Below are 15,529 nucleotides of genomic sequence, written 5' to 3' on the forward strand. Positions count from 1 at the left end.
CCGGTGCCTGACCGCGCCGGCTTCACCGAGGCCACCGAGCCGTTCCGGCGAGAGCTGTTCGCCCACTGCTACCGCATGCTCGGCTCAGACCGCTGGGCCGGGTCGACGCCGGGCAGACGGTGCTGATCCAGGCCGCGCCGTCGATCTTCGGTGCGGTGATGGGTGAGCTGTCCGGCCTCCTCGCGGCCGGGGTGCTGGGCCCCGGCCGGCCCACCACGTATCCGCTCGCCGACGGCCGCGAGGCGCTGAGCGCCCTGGCCGCGCGGTCCACGGCCGGCAAGCTGGCCCTGCGGCCCTGACCGGCGGCGCTCACCCGGCCGACGCGATCCCGGCGAAACGGGCGGCCAGCCGCGCGAACGCGTCGGTCAGCTCGGCGGGGGAGACGACCTCGATGCCGGCGTCGAAGCGGGCGAACGCGGCGGCCAGGCTGGGCCACGACCAGGAACCGTCGGTGAGCCGGCACCGCCCGTCGTCGAGCGCCTCGACGATGCCGTCACGGGTGTAGCGGGCCACCTCGGCGGCGGGCCGGTCCAGGATCACCGTGCCCCGGCACGGCCACCGGCCCGACCCGTCCGGTGAGCCACGGAAGACGCCGGTGACGAAGGTGGCCACGTCGCCGCCGGGCAGCTCCCGCGGGGCGAAACGCGGCCCGTTCGGGGTGCGCAGGGCCATCCGGTCGGCGCGGAACGTCCGCCAGCCGGCCTGGTCGAGATCCCAGGCGACCACGTACCAGCGGCCGTCCCAGGTCACCACGTGATGGGGCTCGGCCCGGCGGGGCGGGCGATCCGGGCCGGCGCCGTAGCCGAACCGCAGAACCTCACGGGCGTGCACGGCGGCGCTGACCGCCAGCAGCACCTCACCGTCGACACCGGCCGCCGCCGCCGGGCCGCGGGGCCGTTCGACCGCCGTGACCTGAAGGGCGTTCACCCGGTGCCGCAACCGCGACGGCATCACCTGCCGCACCGTGTGCAGCGCCCGCGCGGCCGCCTCCCCGGTCCCGTTGCCCGGGGTGGTGGCCGCGATCTGCAACGCCACGGTCAGCGCGACGGCCTGCTCGTCGTCGAACAGCAACGGCGGCAGCTCGGTGCCCGCGCCGAGCCGGTAACCGCCGTCCGGGCCCTTCACCGCGTTGATGGGGTAGCCCAGCTCCCGCAGCCGATCCACATCCCGCCGCACCGTGCGGAGGCTGATGCCGAGCCGCTCGGCGAGCAGCATCCCCGGCCAGTCCCGCCGCGTCTGCAGCAACGACAACAGCGCCAGCAGTCGGGCGGAAGTCTTCGGCACGACCCGATCCTGCCCCACGTAGGTGTCAGTCCCTGGCACCTACCGCCGACCGGAGCAGATCACGGTGATCGCGGGTCCAGTCATGGGCGGCACGAACCACGTCCACCGTCCCCAGCTCACGGAGCCGGACCATCGCGGGCTCCCCGGCCCCGGCCGCGGCCTCGATGCCACGCCAGCACCGGTCCTGCCACCACAGCACCGTGTCGATCAGGGCGGACCGGTCGGCCAGGCCGTAGGCGTCGGCGATGACCCGCACCAGCCGGCCCGCCGCCGCGGCGTCCGCGACACCGGGGCCCAGCCCCACGTACTGCCAGCACACGTGGGCCACGTCGTGGATCCGCTCGCCCGGCCCGGCGATGTCCCAGTCGATGAACGCCACCGGGAGCAGCCGCCCGCCCGTCTCCCGGTAGACCGTGTTCCTCGGCGACAGGTCGTTGTGGCACACCACCTCGTGACGGCCGGCGAGCTCCGTACCCGCGGTCAGGTCGTGGAACCGGCGCACCAGCCTGGCCACCGCGGCCAGGCCCCGTTCCGACCGGATCGACGGCGGCTCGTCCTTCGGGCGCCACGGCACGACCCCGTCGACGAAAGCGAGCACCTCGCGGCCCCGGTCATCGGTTCCCAGGAACCGCGGCGCGCCGTCCCACCCGTGCTCCTCGAAGTGGCGCAGCAGCCCGCGGACGAACTCCGGATCGCGCGGCGGCGGCTTGCGCACCGTGCCGCCGGCCAGCACCGCGTCGCTGACAAAACCCCCGGGCAACGGCTGTTCCGACTCGTACGGCTGCGGCACCCGGACACCGTACCGCCGGGCCCGGCCCCGGAAAATCCGATGGACGCCGATCACTATGATTCGGCCCCGTGGAAGCTCTGCTGATCAACGGCACCGTGGGGTCGGGCAAGACGTCCACGGCCGACGCGCTCGGTGACCTGCTGGCCGGCGACGAGGTGCCACACGCGGTCATCGACATGGACTGGCTCCGGCGGGCGTGGCCCAGCCCGCCCGGCGACCCGTTCCGCAGCGACCTGGCGCTGCGGAACCTGGCCGCCGTCGCCGCGAACTTCCGCGAGGCCGGAGCACGACGCCTCGTGGTGGCGGGCGTCATCGAGGAGCGGGACGAACGCGACGACTACCAGGCGGCCCTGGGCCTGCCGCTGCGGGTGTGCCGGCTGCGGGTCGACCTGGCCACCGTCCGCGACCGGCTGATCCGCCGGCACACCGGCGACGACGCGGGGCTGCGCTGGCACCTGGACCGGTCGGGAGAGCTCGACGCGATTCTCGAACGGGCCGGCACCGAGGACTTCGTCGTCGACGCCGGTGACCGCCCGGTCGCCGGCGTCGCGGCGGCGATCAGGAAGGCGGCGGGCTGGTGACCATGGACTGGGTCGAGGAGTTCTACTCGCGGACCGGCGCCTGGTGGGGCGGGGCGGAAGCCGTGGTCAGCGACGACGACCGGGAACGCGCCGGCCGCATCCGCGCCCACACCGGCGACGGGCCACGCAAGGTGCTCGAGCTCGGATCGGGCTACGGCGGCGCGGCCGTCGCCACCGCCCTGGCCGGGCACGACGTCACCGCGGTCGAGCTCGGCGCCCGCGCCGACCACACCCCGCGCCTGGCCGGCGAGAACGGGGTCCGGGTGACGCTGGTGCGCGGCGACTTCTACACCACCGACCCGGGCGGCCCGTTCGACGTCGTCGCCTACTGGGACGGCTTCGGCGTCGGCGCCGACGACGACCAGCGGCGCCTGCTCACCCGCATCGCCGGCTGGCTGACACCCGGCGGCGTCGCCCTGATCGACGTCTACAACCCGTTCGACTGGGCCGCCCAGCACGGCGTCCGCGAGCACCGCGACGCCCGGCCCGGCGACGGCTACCCGCACGAGCTGGACCGGCTGTTCACCTTCGACCAGCGCGCCTGCGTCGCCACCGACACCTGGTGGGAGACCGCCCGCCCGGACCGGCGTTACAGCCAGCGGCTGCGCTGCTACACCCCGGCCGACCTGGCCCTGCTGCTCACCGGCACCGGACTGACCCTGCACGGCACCCACCACGACGACGATGACAGCTGGAGCTACCTGGCCGTCATGGGCGCCGCCGCACCCTAGTCATGTCCACCGGCCGGGTCCGGTCCACGAACGCCGGCGTGCGCATCTCACCGGCCCGCAACGGCGCCAGCGCCGCGTCGATGCCCTCCACGATCAGCCGCGTCGCCCGCTGCACCTGAGCCCCCGACGGGCCGGACACCCCGGACAGGTCGACCGGCTCCCCGAACCGCACCTGAACCACCGGGCGACGCGTCACCGCGTACGCCAAAGAACGCAGCAGGCGGCGCGGAGCCACATACGGCATCACGGCGTGGGTGCCCCACTGCGCCACCGGCACCACCGGCGCCCCGGACAACGCCGCCATCCGCGCCACCCCGGTCTTCCCACGCTCCGGCCACATCCACGGATCCAGCCCGATGCGCCCCTCCGGATACACCAGCACCGTCGAGTTCGCCTTCAACGCCGCCGCGGCCGCCGGCAACGCCTCGGCCACCCGCGCCGTACGCCGATCGACCCGGATGTGCCCGCACGCCCGCATGATCGACCCCAGCACCGGCGCCCGGAACACCCCACCGGTCGCCATGAACCGCGGCGCCACGCCCGCCCGCGCACACGCCGCCATCATCACCACCGGGTCGATCGGGCTCACATGATTGACCGCCAGGATCACCGGACCCACCGGCGCCGGCCCCGACACCCGCAACCGGCACAACGGAAACACCAGCGCCCGCGCGAAATGCAGCAGGAACCGCCACAACAGCGGCGCCCGCCAGACCGGCTCGCTCACCCCGCGTCGCGCAGCTCCGCGAGCCGCGACTCGATCTCGGCCAGCTGCGCCCGCAACCGGTCCGCCTCCTGCTCGGCCTCCTTACGCTCGGCCGACACGATCAGCTCGACCGCCTCCTGCACACCCGGCACATCCACCAGCGACACCATCCGCATCGCCTCAACCGGCTTGATCACATAAGGCTTCGCCAGCACCTTCGCCCCCTGCGCGGCCGACACCAGCCACTCACCCTCGGCGTACGCCAACGTCACCGTCAGACCCGCCGGGGCCTTCGCCTTGGCCGCCCGCGTCGCCTTCCGCGGAGCCGGAACCGTCTCAGTCACCACCTCAGCTTCCCGCGCCGGAGCGGGCGGGTCGGGCCGACGCGCGGGCGCCTCCTGCAGAATCGGCGGCCCCTGCGGGCCGGCCGGCTCGGGAGCCTTCTTCCGCGGCGCCGGCGTCGCACCCTTCGGCGCGATCCCCAGATCGGCGGGGGAGAACGGCAACTCGTCGCGCCCGAACTTCACCACCACATAGTCATCCGACTCCGCCGGATCGGTCAGCCCCACCACCTGACCCAGCTGACCCGCGATCTGCCCCGCCGACTCGGTGAACACCACCTTCGGCTTCCGGCCCGCCGCCAGCCCCTCACGGACCACCCGGACATCGTCCTCCGACAGACCCATACCGCCTCCAGTTTCGTACGCCTGTTCCAACGCGCTATGTTCTACCACCCGGCTACGACAAACCCGGGGACCGGGCCGTCACGCAGTACTCGCGCCCCGCCGGATCCCGCAACGTCGTCCACTGACCGGGCACCCGCCGCACCACCGAAGCGCCCAGCCCCACATGCCGCGCCACCGTCGCCGCCACATCCTCGGCGGCGAAATCCAGATGCATACCGGCCGCCGGCCCGCCCGTACGCTGCATCAACACCCGAAGCGCAAGCCCCTCACCGCGCTCCAGCGGGGGAGCGGTACACCGACAGACCCCCCTCGGCGAACACCAGCCGCCCGCCCGGCGGAACCACCGGAGACCCGTGCAGATCCAGATGACACGACGCCGGCCCGGGGGAGGAGGTCACCTGCACCCGCAGATAAGCATCCCCATCAGCCGGAACCAGCGTCGCGAACCGCCCACCACCGCGCCGCGCCGACAACGACGACCCGGTCACCGCACACCAGAAATCCTCCGCCGACCGATCCTGCGCATCGAGAAACCCGGTCAGCCACCGCACCCCGCCCATGCCACCCTCTCCGTCGTGAAGATGCACGCCGGACAAGCCGACATCCCCGCCACCACCGTCGCCGCGCTCGTCGCCCACCAGCTCCCGCACTGGCGCGACCGGCCCATCACCCCGGTCACCTCACACGGCACCGTCAACGCCCTCTACCGCCTCGGCGACGACATCGTCCTCCGCTTCCCCCTGCAGCCCGTCACCCACCCCGAACCGCTGCGCCGCGAACAGGACCACGCCCGCCGCCTGCAACCCCACGTCCCGGTCGCCCTCCCCACGCCACTCGCGCTCGGCGAGCCAGGGGAGGGGTACGAAGGCTACTGGACCGCGTACACCTGGATCGACGGACGCACCGCGACCACCCACGACATCGACCCCACCCACCTGGCCGAGGTCGTCCGAGCGATCCACCGCGTCGACACCAAGGGGGAGACCTGGAACGGCCACTCCCGCGGCGGCCCGCTCCACCGCCAGGACGAATGGGTACGCCACAGCCTCGACCGGAGCCGCCACCTCACCGACACCGCCCGCCTCGCCGACATCTGGCGGACCAGCCTGGCCGCCGCCGCCCACCCCGGACCCGACGTCTGGATCCACGCCGACCTGATGCCCGGCAACCTGATCGTCCGCGACCACCACCTGCACGCCGTCATCGACCTCGGCGCCGTCTGCGCCGGCGACCCCGCCGTCGACCACATGCCCGCTTGGAATCTCTTCGACCACGCCGAGCGTCGAACCTTCCGCGACGCGCTCGGCGCCGACGACGACGCCTGGCACCGCGGCCGCGGCTGGGCCGTGGTCCAGGCCATCGGCGCCCTCTGGTACTACGCCGACACGAACCCCGTCATGGCCGCCACCAGCCGTACCACCCTGAACGCGCTCCTGGAGCGGTAAAAGATCGACCATCGTCCAGGTCGATAATGTATATTATGTCAACCTGCTCTCGGGAGCGGCCCCCTGAGGCACACTGACCGCATGGCGATCGATCACGAAGCGGCCGAACGCGGCGACAAACGCCTGGAGGCCCTGGCCGACCCCTACCTGCAGCGCCCCGGCGTCGACTGGGGCCGCATGTTCTCCACCATCGGCCTGCGCGTCCGCGGCAAGATCTTCGGCCTCGTCAACCACGCCGGCAACCTCATGGTCAAGATCCCCGCCACCCGAGCCGACACCCTCGAATCCACCGGCGCCGCCACCCGCATGACCATGGCCGGCAAGATCATGCGCGAATGGGTCGAAATGCCCTACGACGCCGGCGAGGAAGCCTGGCGCACCCTCCTCGACGAGGCCTACACCTACCTGGAAGAGATAACACCGAGGTCGTAGCCGGGCGGTCGGTACAGACCGCAGCTCCCGCCGAGGGTCGGCTCGCCTCCGGCGACGCCTCCACACCCGTGCCCACTCACCCTCCCGCGCGATCCCACCCCGTCCCGCCGCCGGTGTCATACCGCCTCGCTACCACCCCGACCGGCCGCCGGCCCTGGGACTGCCCTACGCCGCGATCGCCGACCCCGAGAACACCTGACCGGCGGGCAACCGCCACCACGCTCGCGCCGAACTCACCTGACCGGCAAGGCGGGCGCCGACCAGAGGCTGCCCCAGAACGCTCGCTACGCCTCGGCTTATCTGATCCAAGGCCCGTCGGCCCCCAGTGCCGACAAACCCAGGATGCCGAACGGGCCGCCGTGGTGAACGCGCGCGCAGTCGACGGCGAGCCGAAGTCGATCTTGATTTCCGCGCGCGCACCGCCACCGCCCCCACCCCTCTGGGTGGGCGTGACTGTAGCCCGCAAATGTGACGTTCTCGATCGTTATCCACAGGCGCGCACAAGCGCCACCTCACTTAACGCAAAGTAGCCACCCGACGACAAGACAAATTCGAGCGCCAGTACTGGCAGTAAAGCGCACAAATAGTGCATAATATGTCTTATGCAGCAGGAACCGGTCATCACGCTCGTCGAGGAGTTCCTAGCCGCCCGCGCGGTCCGCAAGCCGTCCGTGCACACGCTTCAGGCGTACCGCCGCGATCTCACCCTGGTCCTCGCCCACCTGCCGAACGTGAATCGGATTGACGACCTCTCCCCCCGCCTGCTCCGTTCGGGTTTCGCGAAGTTCGCCGCCACCCGCGCCCCCGCTTCCGTCTACCGGGCCTGGTCGAGCTGGAACGCGTTCTTCACATTCCTGGTGACCGAGGGCGTGGTGGCGGGCAACCCGATGTCGGCGGTCGACAAGCCGCGGGTGGCGCTGCCCTCCCCCAAGCCGTTGCGTGGCGAGGACACCCCGGAGCAGTTGCTCACCGCGGTGGCCGTCCCGGATCAGCGTCAGCGCAACCCGTGGCCGGAGCGGGACCTGGTGGTGATCGCGCTGGCGTTGTGTGCGGGGCTGCGGTTGTCCGAGCTGCTGGGGCTGCGGACGGGAAGCTTCGTGGGGCGCCCGGGTGAGCGGCGGGTCGAGGTGGCCGGTAAGGGTGGCCGGCCGCGTACGGTGCCGATCGAGCCGGAGCTGGACGCTGTGATCGAGGCGTACCTGGCGAGCCGCGCCTTGAGGGCCACCCGCACCGAGAAAGCCCTGTTGGTGGACCACGAGGGCGAGGCGCTGAAGCGGGGCGGGTTGCAGTATCTGGTGTCGTCGGCCTACCGGCGGGCGGGTGTCAACGATCGGGTCCCCCGCGGTGCTCAGCTGCATGCTTTGCGTCATACGTTCGCGACGCGGCTGGCTGAGGACGGGGCGAACGCGTCGGAGATCATGCGGTTGCTGGGGCACGCGTCCTTGACCACGTCGCAGAACTACATCGAGGTGACGGCGGCGCAGCAGCGCGCGGCCGTCCGGGCGAACCGGACGAACCGCGCGCTGAACGGGCTGACGGGAAAAGCAACGGGCTGACCGGAAAAGCAACAGGCTGACTGGTAAAGCGATGGGCTGACCGGTAAGAGCAGGGCCCTGAGCTACGCGACCGCGAGCTTGACCTCGATGTTCCCGCGGGTGGCGTTGCTGTAGGGGCAGACCTGGTGGGCCTGCTCGAGCAGTTCCTGGGCCTTGGCCGGGTCGACGTTGGGCAGTTCGGCCTCGATGGCGGCGTTGAGGATGAAGCCGGGGGTGCCGTCGGGCTTGGGGCCGATGCCGACGTCGACGGTGATGGCGGTGTCGGTGAGGTCGACGTTGTGCTTGCGGGCGACGAGTTTGAGGGCGCCGTGGAAGCAGGCGGCGTAGCCGGCGGCGAAGAGCTGTTCGGGGTTGGTGAGAGCGCCGCCGGGTCCGCCCATCTCCTTGGGCACGGCCAGGTCGAGGTCGAGGACGCCGTCGCTGGATCGGGTGTGTCCGGAGCGGCCGTCGCCGGTGGCGGTGGCGGATGCGGTGTAGAGCGCGGACATGGGTGCCCCTTTCAGATGGTGAGGGTGCGTGCGGAACTGCTGATGCGGCTCAGCAGGTGGTGCAGCAGGGTGGCTTCGTCGAGGGTGATGCCGAGGTCGCCGAGGGCGCAGGCCAGCCGGTGCGGAAGGTCGCGGGCGCGTTCCTTCAACGAGTCGCCGAGTGAGGTGCTGGTGATGGTCACGGTGCGTTCGTCGGTGGTGCCGCGGGTGCGGGTGACCAGGCCGGCGGTTTCGAGGCGCTTGAGGAGGGGCGAGAGGGTGCCGCTGTCGAGGCGCAGGGCGTCGCCGAGGTCGCGGACGGTGACGCTCCCCCGCTTCCAGATGACGACCAGGGCGATGAACTGGGGGTAGGTGAGGCCGAGGTCGTCGAGGGCCGGACGGTAGGCCGAGGTGATGGCGCGGGAGGCGTTGTAGAGCTCGAAGCAGAGCATCTGTTCCAGTCCGGTGTCGGCCACGCCGGAAACGATAGCCCACAATCAAGTTGTGCACAACCAAAGAGCGATTTGGGTACGGCGGCCACTCCGTGTGATCATGCCTTGGTGCCAGAAGTACGTTTTGTGCAGCTCTCCCCCGCTGCCATGACCGCCCTGATCCACGGTGACCTGGTGGCCGCCGGCGCCGCCGCCGGAACGCCGCTGTCGCAGTTCCTGGCCGACGAGGCCTGGCTGTGGCGGGTGCGGCGCGACGACATCAGCAAGAACCCGGCGGCCGCCGAATGGGTGGCGCGGGCGGCGCTGGACGCGGAGACCGGCCAGGTGGTCGGGCACGGCGGCTTCCACGGTCCGCCGGACGAGAACGGGACCGTGGAGATCGCGTACTCGGTGGATCCGGCCTTCTGGCGGCGGGGTTACGCGACCGCGATGGCCCGGTCGCTGATCGCCCGGGCCGCGCGCGACGACCGGGTACGTGCGGTGCGGGCCAGCGTCCGCCCGGACAACCGGGGCTCCCTGGCGACGATCGCGAAGTTCGGCTTCCGCAAGATCGGTGAGCAGTGGGACCCGGAGGACGGCCTGGAGCATGTCTTCCTGAAGACCCTGGACGACTAGGGACCCGGTCTCAGAGGCAGGCGTCAGAGGCCGGGCTGCCGCACGTTGACCAGCAGCGGGCGGTGGTCGGAGATGCCGGCGTGCGGGTTGCGCACGTCGACGACCTCGCCGAGCCGGCCGCCGCCGCGCGGGTCGAGCAGGATGTGGTCGAGCTGCGCCTTCGGCGAGGGGCTGGGGTACGTGGGGAGCTTGGCCAGGCTCCGCCAGCCGGTGAACGCTCGGACCGGCCCGCCGGGCATGTTCAGGTCGCCGATCAGCAGCCGGGGCGCGGGTAGCGCGCGCAGGGCGCGGACGGCGTGGCGGAGCTGGCGGACGTTCCAGCCGGGCACGAACGACAGGTGGGTGTTGCCGACGGTGAGCGGGCCGGCGGGGGTGTCGATGACGGCGGCGATCAGCACCCGGGGCTCGTCCTTGAGCAGGATGGGGCCGCGGCCGGGGATCCAGACCGGGGAGCGGACCGGGGCGCCGGGCAGCCGGGTGATCTGCCATTGGCTCACCGGCCAGCGGCTGATCAGGGCGATGCCGTAGAGGGGGTGGGCGTCGTCCTCCTCGCTGCGCCAGGGCCGCCAGGTCTCCCCCGGGGTGCCGGCGACCGCGGCGGCGAAGCGGTGGGTGGGTGCGCCGAGGGCCTCGGCGGCGATGGCGGTGAGGTCGAGCAGGCCGCTGCGGGGCTGGGCGCGGTCGACCTCCTGGAGGGCGAGGATGTCGGCGTCGAGGTCGGCGACCGAGGCGGCGACGCGTTCGGCGTGCACCTCGCCGTCGCTGAGGGATCGCCCGTTCAGCAGGTTGAAGGTCGCGACGCGCACGGGTGCGACACTATCGGCGGCGGTGATCGCGAAGATCACGGGTGGTATGAATGCCCCATGAGCGACGACCTGAGCGGCCTGATCGCCCGGCTGGAGGAGCAGGAGCAGCGGCTCGTCCTGCCCCGCTTCGAGCACGCGGACGCGTGGTCGCTGGGCTCGCTGCTGGTGGAGCTGGCGACCGGGCGGGGGCTGCCGGTGACGATCGACATCCGGCGGGGTCGTCAGCAGCTGTTCCACGCGGCGCTGGCCGGGACGGTGGCCGACAACGACGAGTGGATCGCCCGGAAGGTGCGGGTGGTGGAGCGCTACGGGGCGTCGTCGTTCCTGGTCGGCCGGCGGCTGGCCGCCAAGGGTCAGGACCTGGACGCCGGCATGGGTGTTGATCCGGCCGAGTACGCCGCGCATGGTGGCGCGTTCCCGGTGCGGGTGCCCGGTGCGGGGGTGGTGGGTGTGGTGACGGTGTCGGGTCTGCCTCAGGCCGACGACCACGCGCTGGTGGTCGAGGCGTTCGAGGAGTGGCTCAGGCGGCGCGGGTGATCTGCACGCCGGTGATGTCGGTGACGGCCAGGCGCGAGGCCATGGTGCTGCGGCCGGCGATCTGGGCGGCGTAGGCGGCGCGGCGGCGGGCGACCACGCCGTCCTTGCCGGTGGCGTGTTCCTGCTGCTCCATGTGCGTGGCCAGGCCGTTCTTGAGCAGGGCGAGGGCTTCGGTACGCAGCTGCGAGACGCGTGACTCGGTGACGCCCAGCTCGGCGGCGACCTCGGACAACGGCCGCTCCTGCAGGAACGACGCCTCGACGACGAAGCGCAGGCGCTCCGGCAGCACGGCGACGGCGTCGTGCAGGTAGCCGATGCGCTCGCGGTGCAGCAGCATCTCCTCGGGGTTGAGGGACGACTCGGTGACCATGTCCTCGGCGGTGCCGGTGGTGAAGCCCTGCAGGGACAGCACGGCGGCGCGCTGCACGTCGTCGTCGGCGGCGACGAGCTCGCTGACACCGACGCCGAGCAGTTCGGCCAGCTCGGGCTGGGTCGGGGTGCGGCCGAGCTTGGCGCTCAGCTCCTGGCGGGCGGTCTCGGCGCGGCGGGCGCGGGAGCGGACCGAGCGGGTGGCCCAGTCCATCGAGCGCAGCTCGTCGAGCATGGCGCCGCGGACGCGCATGGCGGCGAAGCGGCCGAACGGGATGCCCCGGGTCTGGTCGAAGCCCTGGGCGGCGGTGACCAGCGCGGCGTAGCCGGCCGAGGCGAGGTCGTCGCGGTGCACGTGGGCCGGCACCTTGAAGAGCATCTCGCGGACCATGTGCCCGACCAGCGCCATGTTGTCGCGGATCAGGCTCTCCTGGGCGCGGGTGACGGTGTTGGCTGCGGTCATGGCTGGTTCCCCCTCGTCGTCGTCGCCGCTTACCGGCTGACAGGAGGGAACTTTTCGTTGCGGAGGGTGCAGCTAGTGGTCACTCACGGTTGCTGACTGGTTGTAACCAAAAAAGCGGGTCAGAACTTCTTCAGCTGAGCAACCAGCCGTTATCGAGGGCCAGGCGGACGGCTTCGGCGCGGGTCCGGGCGCCGGTCTTGCCGATCGCCGACGACAGGTGGTTGCGCACCGTGCCCTCGGACAGCGACAGGTCCCGGGCGATGTCGGCCGCCGTGCCGCCGTCGCGGGCCGCGCGCAGCACGTCGGTCTCCCGCTCGGTCAGCGGCGAGTCGCCCTGGGCCAGGGACTGGGCGGCCAGCGCGGGGTCGACCACCCGCAGGCCCTCGTGGACCCGGCGCACCGCGTCGGCCAGCTGCCGGGCCGGGGTGTCCTTCACGATGAACCCGCTGGCCCCGGCGGCCATCGCCTGTCTCAGGTAGCCGGCCCGCCCGAACGTGGTCACCATCAGCACCCGGCAGCCCGGGGCGGCGGTGCGCAGGGCCCGGGCCGCGGCCACGCCGTCCAGGCCGGGCATCTCCACGTCCAGCAGCGCCACGTCGGCGCCCTGGGCCAGCGCGGCGTCGACCACCTCGTCGCCGCGGCCGACCTCGGCCACCACCTTCAGGTCGGGCTCCATGTCCAGCAGAGCCGCCATCGCGCCCCGGACCAGGGCCTGATCGTCGGCGAGGAGCAGACGGATCATGAGGGCACCTCCACCCGTACCCGGAAGCCGGGTCTGTCCTCGCGGGCGCCCACGGTGAGCGTCCCGCCCAGCTGTTCGGCCCGCCGGCGCAGGCCGGGAAGGCCCTGCCCGTCGGACGCGGGATGGACCGGGCCCACCCCGTCGTCGAGGATCTCCACGCTGTCCGGGCCGAGCCGCACCTCGGCCCGGGTGGCCTTGGCGTGCCGGACGATGTTGGTGACCGCCTCCCGGATCGTCCAGGCGAACAGCTCCCGCACCCGGGTCGGCACCTCGTCGGCCGCACCCGGCAGCGCGGCGTCGACGTTGGCGGCGGCCAGGGCCTCCCGGGCGGCGGCGATCTCCCCGGGCAGCGAGATGCCGCGTACCCCCAGGGCGGTGGAGCGGACGTCGGCGAGCGCGTCGCGGGCCAGGCTCTCCAGGTCGCGCAGCTCGGAGCGGGCCTTGTCCAGGTCGACGTCGAGCAGCCGCTGGGCCAGCTCGGCCTTCACGGTCACCACGGTCAGCGAGTGGCCCAGGATGTCGTGCAGGTCGCGGGCGATGCGGTTGCGTTCGTTCTGCACGGCCAGCTCGGCCAGTTCCTCCTGGGTGGCGGCCAGCCGGCGCTGCCGTTCGGCCGCCAGCCGGATCCCGTAGCTGGCCAGGCCGCCGAGCAGCGCGGCCAGCCCGTACCCGTTGTCCTCCCAGCCGGTGGTCAGCCGGGCCAGCAGTTCCGTGCCGACCACCAGGACCACGACGAACGGCCCGCCCTGGGCGATCGGCAGGGCCATCGCCGCGGTGGCGGCGATGTAGGTGATGCAGGGCAGGGCGTGGAAGCCGGCGGCCGGGATCTGCAGCGCGAACAGCGCCAGCATGGCCAGCAGCACCAGCCAGGCCCGGGTCGTGATCCGCCGGCCGCCGGCCCAGACCGCGCCGGTGCTGTCGTGCTCGCTCAGGCGCAGCCGGCGCAGCAGGGAGACGCCGCCCAGGTAGGCCGCCGCGAACCCGGCCAGGGCGGCCAGGCCCAGGTCACGGGCCCAGCCGTCCGGGCTTCGCCACAACGCGGTGAGGTTCTCGTTGAGGTAGAACAACCACGCGGCCGCGAAGATCCAGCCGTGCCGCCAAGGCCTCATGGATGTGAACCTAGTACCCGATCAGACCCGGGCGGTGTCGCGGCGGAACCGCCAGATCGCGCCGCCGGCGAACACCGCGGTCCAGGCGATCACGTTGAGCGCGGCGATCCACAGGTTCCCGTCGTGCACGAGCGGGTAGCGGGCGATCTCGCCGACGCCGTACACCGGGGTGAACTTGGCGATCGTGGCGAAGGTGTGGCCGAAGGTGTCGACCGGGGCGAACAGCCCGCCCGCGAAGGACAGCACGGCCAGGGCCGGCCCGAGGATCTGCATGACGTTCTCGCTGGGCAGCAGGTATCCCATGAACAACCCGAACGCCCCGAACACCAGGGAGCACACCCAGGCCAGCAGGCCGCACTCGATCCAGGCGTGCAGGGGCAGCTCGGCGCCGGCGAAGGCGCCGACCACCATGGCGACGGTCACCGAGATCGCGCCGATGACCATCGCCAGGCTCAGCTTGGTGGCGATGTAGGCGATCGGCTTGAGCGGGGTCAGCCGCAGCTGCCGCGACCAGCCGGCCGCGCGTTCCAGCGACACCATCGCGCCGCCGCTGGTGGCGGCCAGCATGGCGCCGTACACGGCCATGCTGACCAGGATGTACCCGGTGACGTTGCCCTCGCCGGCGCGCTGGGTCCTCAGGTCGCCGCTGGTGCCGAAGAGCAGGAAGAACACCGCCGGCAGGATCAACGTGAAGATCACCGTGCGGCGGTTGCGGGCCATCCGGCGCAGCTCGAGCGCCAGCAGCCGGGGCGAGAAGCCGCCCAGGGCGGGCAGCGAACGCTCTTGCACAACAGTCATGACGACGCCTCCTCGGAGGTCAGGGTGAGGAACGCCTCTTCCAGGTTGCGGGAGGTGATCTCCAGGTCCCGGGCGGCGGTCTCGGTCAGCAGGTGCCGCGCGACCGGGTCGGTGTCCTTGGCCTGCACGTGGATCTGGTCGCCGCGCACCTCGGCGGTCTCCACCCCGGGCAGCGCCAGCAGCTGCTCGCGGGTCGCGCCGGGCAGGGTCGCGCGCAGCGTGCGCCCGGCGGCCAGGGCTTTCACCTCGGCCGCGGTGCCGTCGGCGACCACCCGGCCGCGGCGGACGAAGACGATCCGGTCGGCGTACGCGTCGGCCTCGTCCAGGTAGTGGGTGGCGAAGATGACGGTTCGCCCGCCGCTCGCGTCCTGGCGGATGGCCTGCCAGAAGTCGTGCCGGCCGGAGACGTCCATGCCGGTGGTCGGCTCGTCCAGGATCAGCAGCTCGGGGTCGGGCAGCAGGGCCATCGCGAACCGCAGGCGCTGCTGCTCGCCGCCGGAGCACTTGCCGACCAGCCGCTTGCCGATCTCGGTCAGGCCGGCGCGGTCCAGCGCGGCGTCGACGTCGGCGCGGCCCCGGCCGAACAGCACCGCGGTCAGCCGTACCGTCTCCTCGACGGTGTAGTCCTTGAGCAGGCCGCCGGTCTGCATGACGGCGGAGACGAGACCGAGCGCCACCGCGTCCTGCGGCGCGCGCCCGTAGACGCTGACCCGGCCCGAGTCCGGGCGGGACAGGCCGAGCAGCATGTCGATGGTGGTCGTCTTGCCGGCCCCGTTCGGTCCGAGCAGCGCCACCACCTCACCGGGGCGGATGGTCAGGTTCACCCCGTCGACCGCGGTGACCGCCCCGTATCGTTTGACGACGCCGTCCATGTCGACGGCCCGAGCAACCGGTGTTGCCGTAATGGTCATGCCCTCACTGTGGAACGTGACGCGCGCCCGGAAGAGGGTCACGCGTCAC

At 72.4% G+C, this 15,529-nt stretch carries 23 protein-coding genes; 9 read left to right on the plus strand and 14 right to left on the minus strand.

Annotated features, from left to right (window positions below; all coding sequences use genetic code 11):
- The first annotated feature begins 3 nt into the window (after positions 1–3).
- The gene (locus AB0M54_RS32165) at positions 4–126 is read left to right on the plus strand and encodes a hypothetical protein (RefSeq protein WP_364475477.1); all 123 of its coding nucleotides are present in this window, start codon (positions 4–6) and stop codon (positions 124–126) included.
- Positions 120–299 carry a hypothetical protein gene (locus AB0M54_RS32170; protein WP_364475479.1) on the plus strand — a complete coding sequence of 60 codons (180 nt, stop codon included), beginning with the start codon at positions 120–122 and terminating at the stop codon, positions 297–299. The genes AB0M54_RS32165 and AB0M54_RS32170 overlap by 7 nt, the downstream gene beginning before the upstream one ends.
- A 10-nt stretch (positions 300–309) precedes the next feature.
- Here the strand turns inward: AB0M54_RS32170 and AB0M54_RS32175 are convergent, their stop codons facing one another.
- Both AB0M54_RS32175 and AB0M54_RS32180 read right to left on the minus strand, forming a co-directional pair.
- Entirely contained in the window at positions 310–1,284 is a 975-nt protein-coding gene (locus AB0M54_RS32175) for a WYL domain-containing protein (RefSeq protein ID WP_364475481.1), read from the minus strand.
- A 25-nt stretch (positions 1,285–1,309) separates the two neighbouring features.
- Complete coding sequence (locus tag AB0M54_RS32180) at positions 1,310–2,074, minus strand: phosphotransferase (protein WP_364475483.1); 765 nt, start codon at positions 2,072–2,074, stop codon at positions 1,310–1,312.
- Positions 2,075–2,142: 68 nt separating this feature from the next.
- Here AB0M54_RS32180 and AB0M54_RS32185 point away from each other — a divergent pair, with 68 nt between their 5' ends.
- Together AB0M54_RS32185 and AB0M54_RS32190 are read left to right on the plus strand one after the other, a co-directional pair.
- Positions 2,143–2,655, plus strand: coding sequence for a hypothetical protein (locus AB0M54_RS32185; protein ID WP_364323128.1), 513 nt, complete (start codon positions 2,143–2,145; stop codon positions 2,653–2,655).
- Between the two features lie 2 nt (positions 2,656–2,657).
- Positions 2,658–3,386, plus strand: a complete 729-nt coding sequence (locus AB0M54_RS32190; protein ID WP_364475538.1) for a class I SAM-dependent methyltransferase — start codon at positions 2,658–2,660, stop codon at positions 3,384–3,386.
- Here AB0M54_RS32190 and AB0M54_RS32195 read toward each other — a convergent pair.
- The 4 genes from AB0M54_RS32195 to AB0M54_RS32210 are packed head-to-tail and all read right to left on the minus strand — an operon-like array spanning position 3,364 to position 5,338.
- Entirely contained in the window at positions 3,364–4,113 is a 750-nt protein-coding gene (locus AB0M54_RS32195; RefSeq protein WP_364323130.1) for a lysophospholipid acyltransferase family protein, read from the minus strand. The two genes, AB0M54_RS32190 and AB0M54_RS32195, sit on opposite strands and share 23 nt — an antisense overlap.
- Positions 4,110–4,778, minus strand: a complete 669-nt coding sequence (locus tag AB0M54_RS32200; RefSeq protein WP_364323132.1) for a hypothetical protein — start codon at positions 4,776–4,778, stop codon at positions 4,110–4,112. The genes AB0M54_RS32195 and AB0M54_RS32200 overlap by 4 nt, the downstream gene beginning before the upstream one ends.
- Positions 4,779–4,830: 52 nt before the next feature.
- Positions 4,831–5,145: a VOC family protein gene (locus tag AB0M54_RS32205; RefSeq protein ID WP_364475540.1), complete on the minus strand. Its 315-nt coding sequence runs from the start codon at positions 5,143–5,145 to the stop codon at positions 4,831–4,833.
- Positions 5,045–5,338 carry a hypothetical protein gene (locus AB0M54_RS32210; RefSeq protein ID WP_364475485.1) on the minus strand — a complete coding sequence of 98 codons (294 nt, stop codon included), beginning with the start codon at positions 5,336–5,338 and terminating at the stop codon, positions 5,045–5,047. The genes AB0M54_RS32205 and AB0M54_RS32210 overlap by 101 nt, the downstream gene beginning before the upstream one ends.
- A 21-nt stretch (positions 5,339–5,359) precedes the next feature.
- Here AB0M54_RS32210 and AB0M54_RS32215 point away from each other — a divergent pair, with 21 nt between their 5' ends.
- From AB0M54_RS32215 to AB0M54_RS32225, 3 genes are all read left to right on the plus strand, one after another.
- Positions 5,360–6,223: an aminoglycoside phosphotransferase family protein gene (locus AB0M54_RS32215; protein WP_364475542.1), complete on the plus strand. Its 864-nt coding sequence runs from the start codon at positions 5,360–5,362 to the stop codon at positions 6,221–6,223.
- An 81-nt stretch (positions 6,224–6,304) separates the two neighbouring features.
- Entirely contained in the window at positions 6,305–6,655 is a 351-nt protein-coding gene (locus AB0M54_RS32220; protein ID WP_364475487.1) for a TfoX/Sxy family protein, read from the plus strand.
- A 602-nt stretch (positions 6,656–7,257) separates the two neighbouring features.
- A complete protein-coding gene (locus AB0M54_RS32225) occupies positions 7,258–8,211 on the plus strand; it encodes a tyrosine-type recombinase/integrase (protein ID WP_364323138.1) in 954 nt (317 codons plus the stop codon).
- 62 nt (positions 8,212–8,273) lie between these two features.
- Here AB0M54_RS32225 and AB0M54_RS32230 read toward each other — a convergent pair whose 3' ends face one another.
- Positions 8,274–8,699, minus strand: a complete 426-nt coding sequence (locus AB0M54_RS32230) for an organic hydroperoxide resistance protein (RefSeq protein ID WP_364323141.1) — start codon at positions 8,697–8,699, stop codon at positions 8,274–8,276.
- An 11-nt stretch (positions 8,700–8,710) separates the two neighbouring features.
- Positions 8,711–9,154 carry a MarR family transcriptional regulator gene (locus AB0M54_RS32235; RefSeq protein WP_364323143.1) on the minus strand — a complete coding sequence of 148 codons (444 nt, stop codon included), beginning with the start codon at positions 9,152–9,154 and terminating at the stop codon, positions 8,711–8,713.
- Between the two features lie 84 nt (positions 9,155–9,238).
- Between AB0M54_RS32235 and AB0M54_RS32240 the strand changes: the two genes are divergently transcribed.
- Positions 9,239–9,745 (plus strand): GNAT family protein, encoded by a 507-nt coding sequence (locus AB0M54_RS32240; protein ID WP_364323145.1) that lies wholly within the window; start codon positions 9,239–9,241, stop codon positions 9,743–9,745.
- A 23-nt stretch (positions 9,746–9,768) separates the two neighbouring features.
- On the opposite strand, the gene AB0M54_RS32245 is transcribed toward AB0M54_RS32240, so the two are convergent.
- Positions 9,769–10,551: an endonuclease/exonuclease/phosphatase family protein gene (locus AB0M54_RS32245; protein WP_364323148.1), complete on the minus strand. Its 783-nt coding sequence runs from the start codon at positions 10,549–10,551 to the stop codon at positions 9,769–9,771.
- Positions 10,552–10,608: 57 nt separating this feature from the next.
- On the opposite strand from AB0M54_RS32245, the gene AB0M54_RS32250 reads away from it, so the two are divergent.
- Positions 10,609–11,088, plus strand: coding sequence for a heme-degrading domain-containing protein (locus AB0M54_RS32250; protein ID WP_364323150.1), 480 nt, complete (start codon positions 10,609–10,611; stop codon positions 11,086–11,088).
- On the opposite strand, the gene AB0M54_RS32255 is transcribed toward AB0M54_RS32250, so the two are convergent.
- The 5 genes from AB0M54_RS32255 to AB0M54_RS32275 form a co-directional block, all read right to left on the minus strand.
- Complete coding sequence (locus AB0M54_RS32255; protein ID WP_364323152.1) at positions 11,072–11,920, minus strand: sigma-70 family RNA polymerase sigma factor; 849 nt, start codon at positions 11,918–11,920, stop codon at positions 11,072–11,074. The genes AB0M54_RS32250 and AB0M54_RS32255 overlap by 17 nt on opposite strands.
- Before the next feature lie 130 nt (positions 11,921–12,050).
- Positions 12,051–12,662 carry a response regulator transcription factor gene (locus AB0M54_RS32260; protein WP_364475489.1) on the minus strand — a complete coding sequence of 204 codons (612 nt, stop codon included), beginning with the start codon at positions 12,660–12,662 and terminating at the stop codon, positions 12,051–12,053.
- Entirely contained in the window at positions 12,659–13,771 is a 1,113-nt protein-coding gene (locus AB0M54_RS32265) for a sensor histidine kinase (RefSeq protein ID WP_364475491.1), read from the minus strand. Before AB0M54_RS32265 ends, AB0M54_RS32260 begins: the two co-directional genes overlap by 4 nt.
- Before the next feature lie 21 nt (positions 13,772–13,792).
- Positions 13,793–14,569 carry an ABC transporter permease gene (locus AB0M54_RS32270; protein WP_364323159.1) on the minus strand — a complete coding sequence of 259 codons (777 nt, stop codon included), beginning with the start codon at positions 14,567–14,569 and terminating at the stop codon, positions 13,793–13,795.
- Positions 14,566–15,480, minus strand: a complete 915-nt coding sequence (locus tag AB0M54_RS32275) for an ABC transporter ATP-binding protein (protein WP_364323161.1) — start codon at positions 15,478–15,480, stop codon at positions 14,566–14,568. Before AB0M54_RS32275 ends, AB0M54_RS32270 begins: the two co-directional genes overlap by 4 nt.
- Positions 15,481–15,529: the final 49 nt, after the last annotated feature.

This window comes from Actinoplanes sp. NPDC051470, from assembly GCF_040682035.1.
Taxonomy (GTDB): domain Bacteria; phylum Actinomycetota; class Actinomycetes; order Mycobacteriales; family Micromonosporaceae; genus Actinoplanes.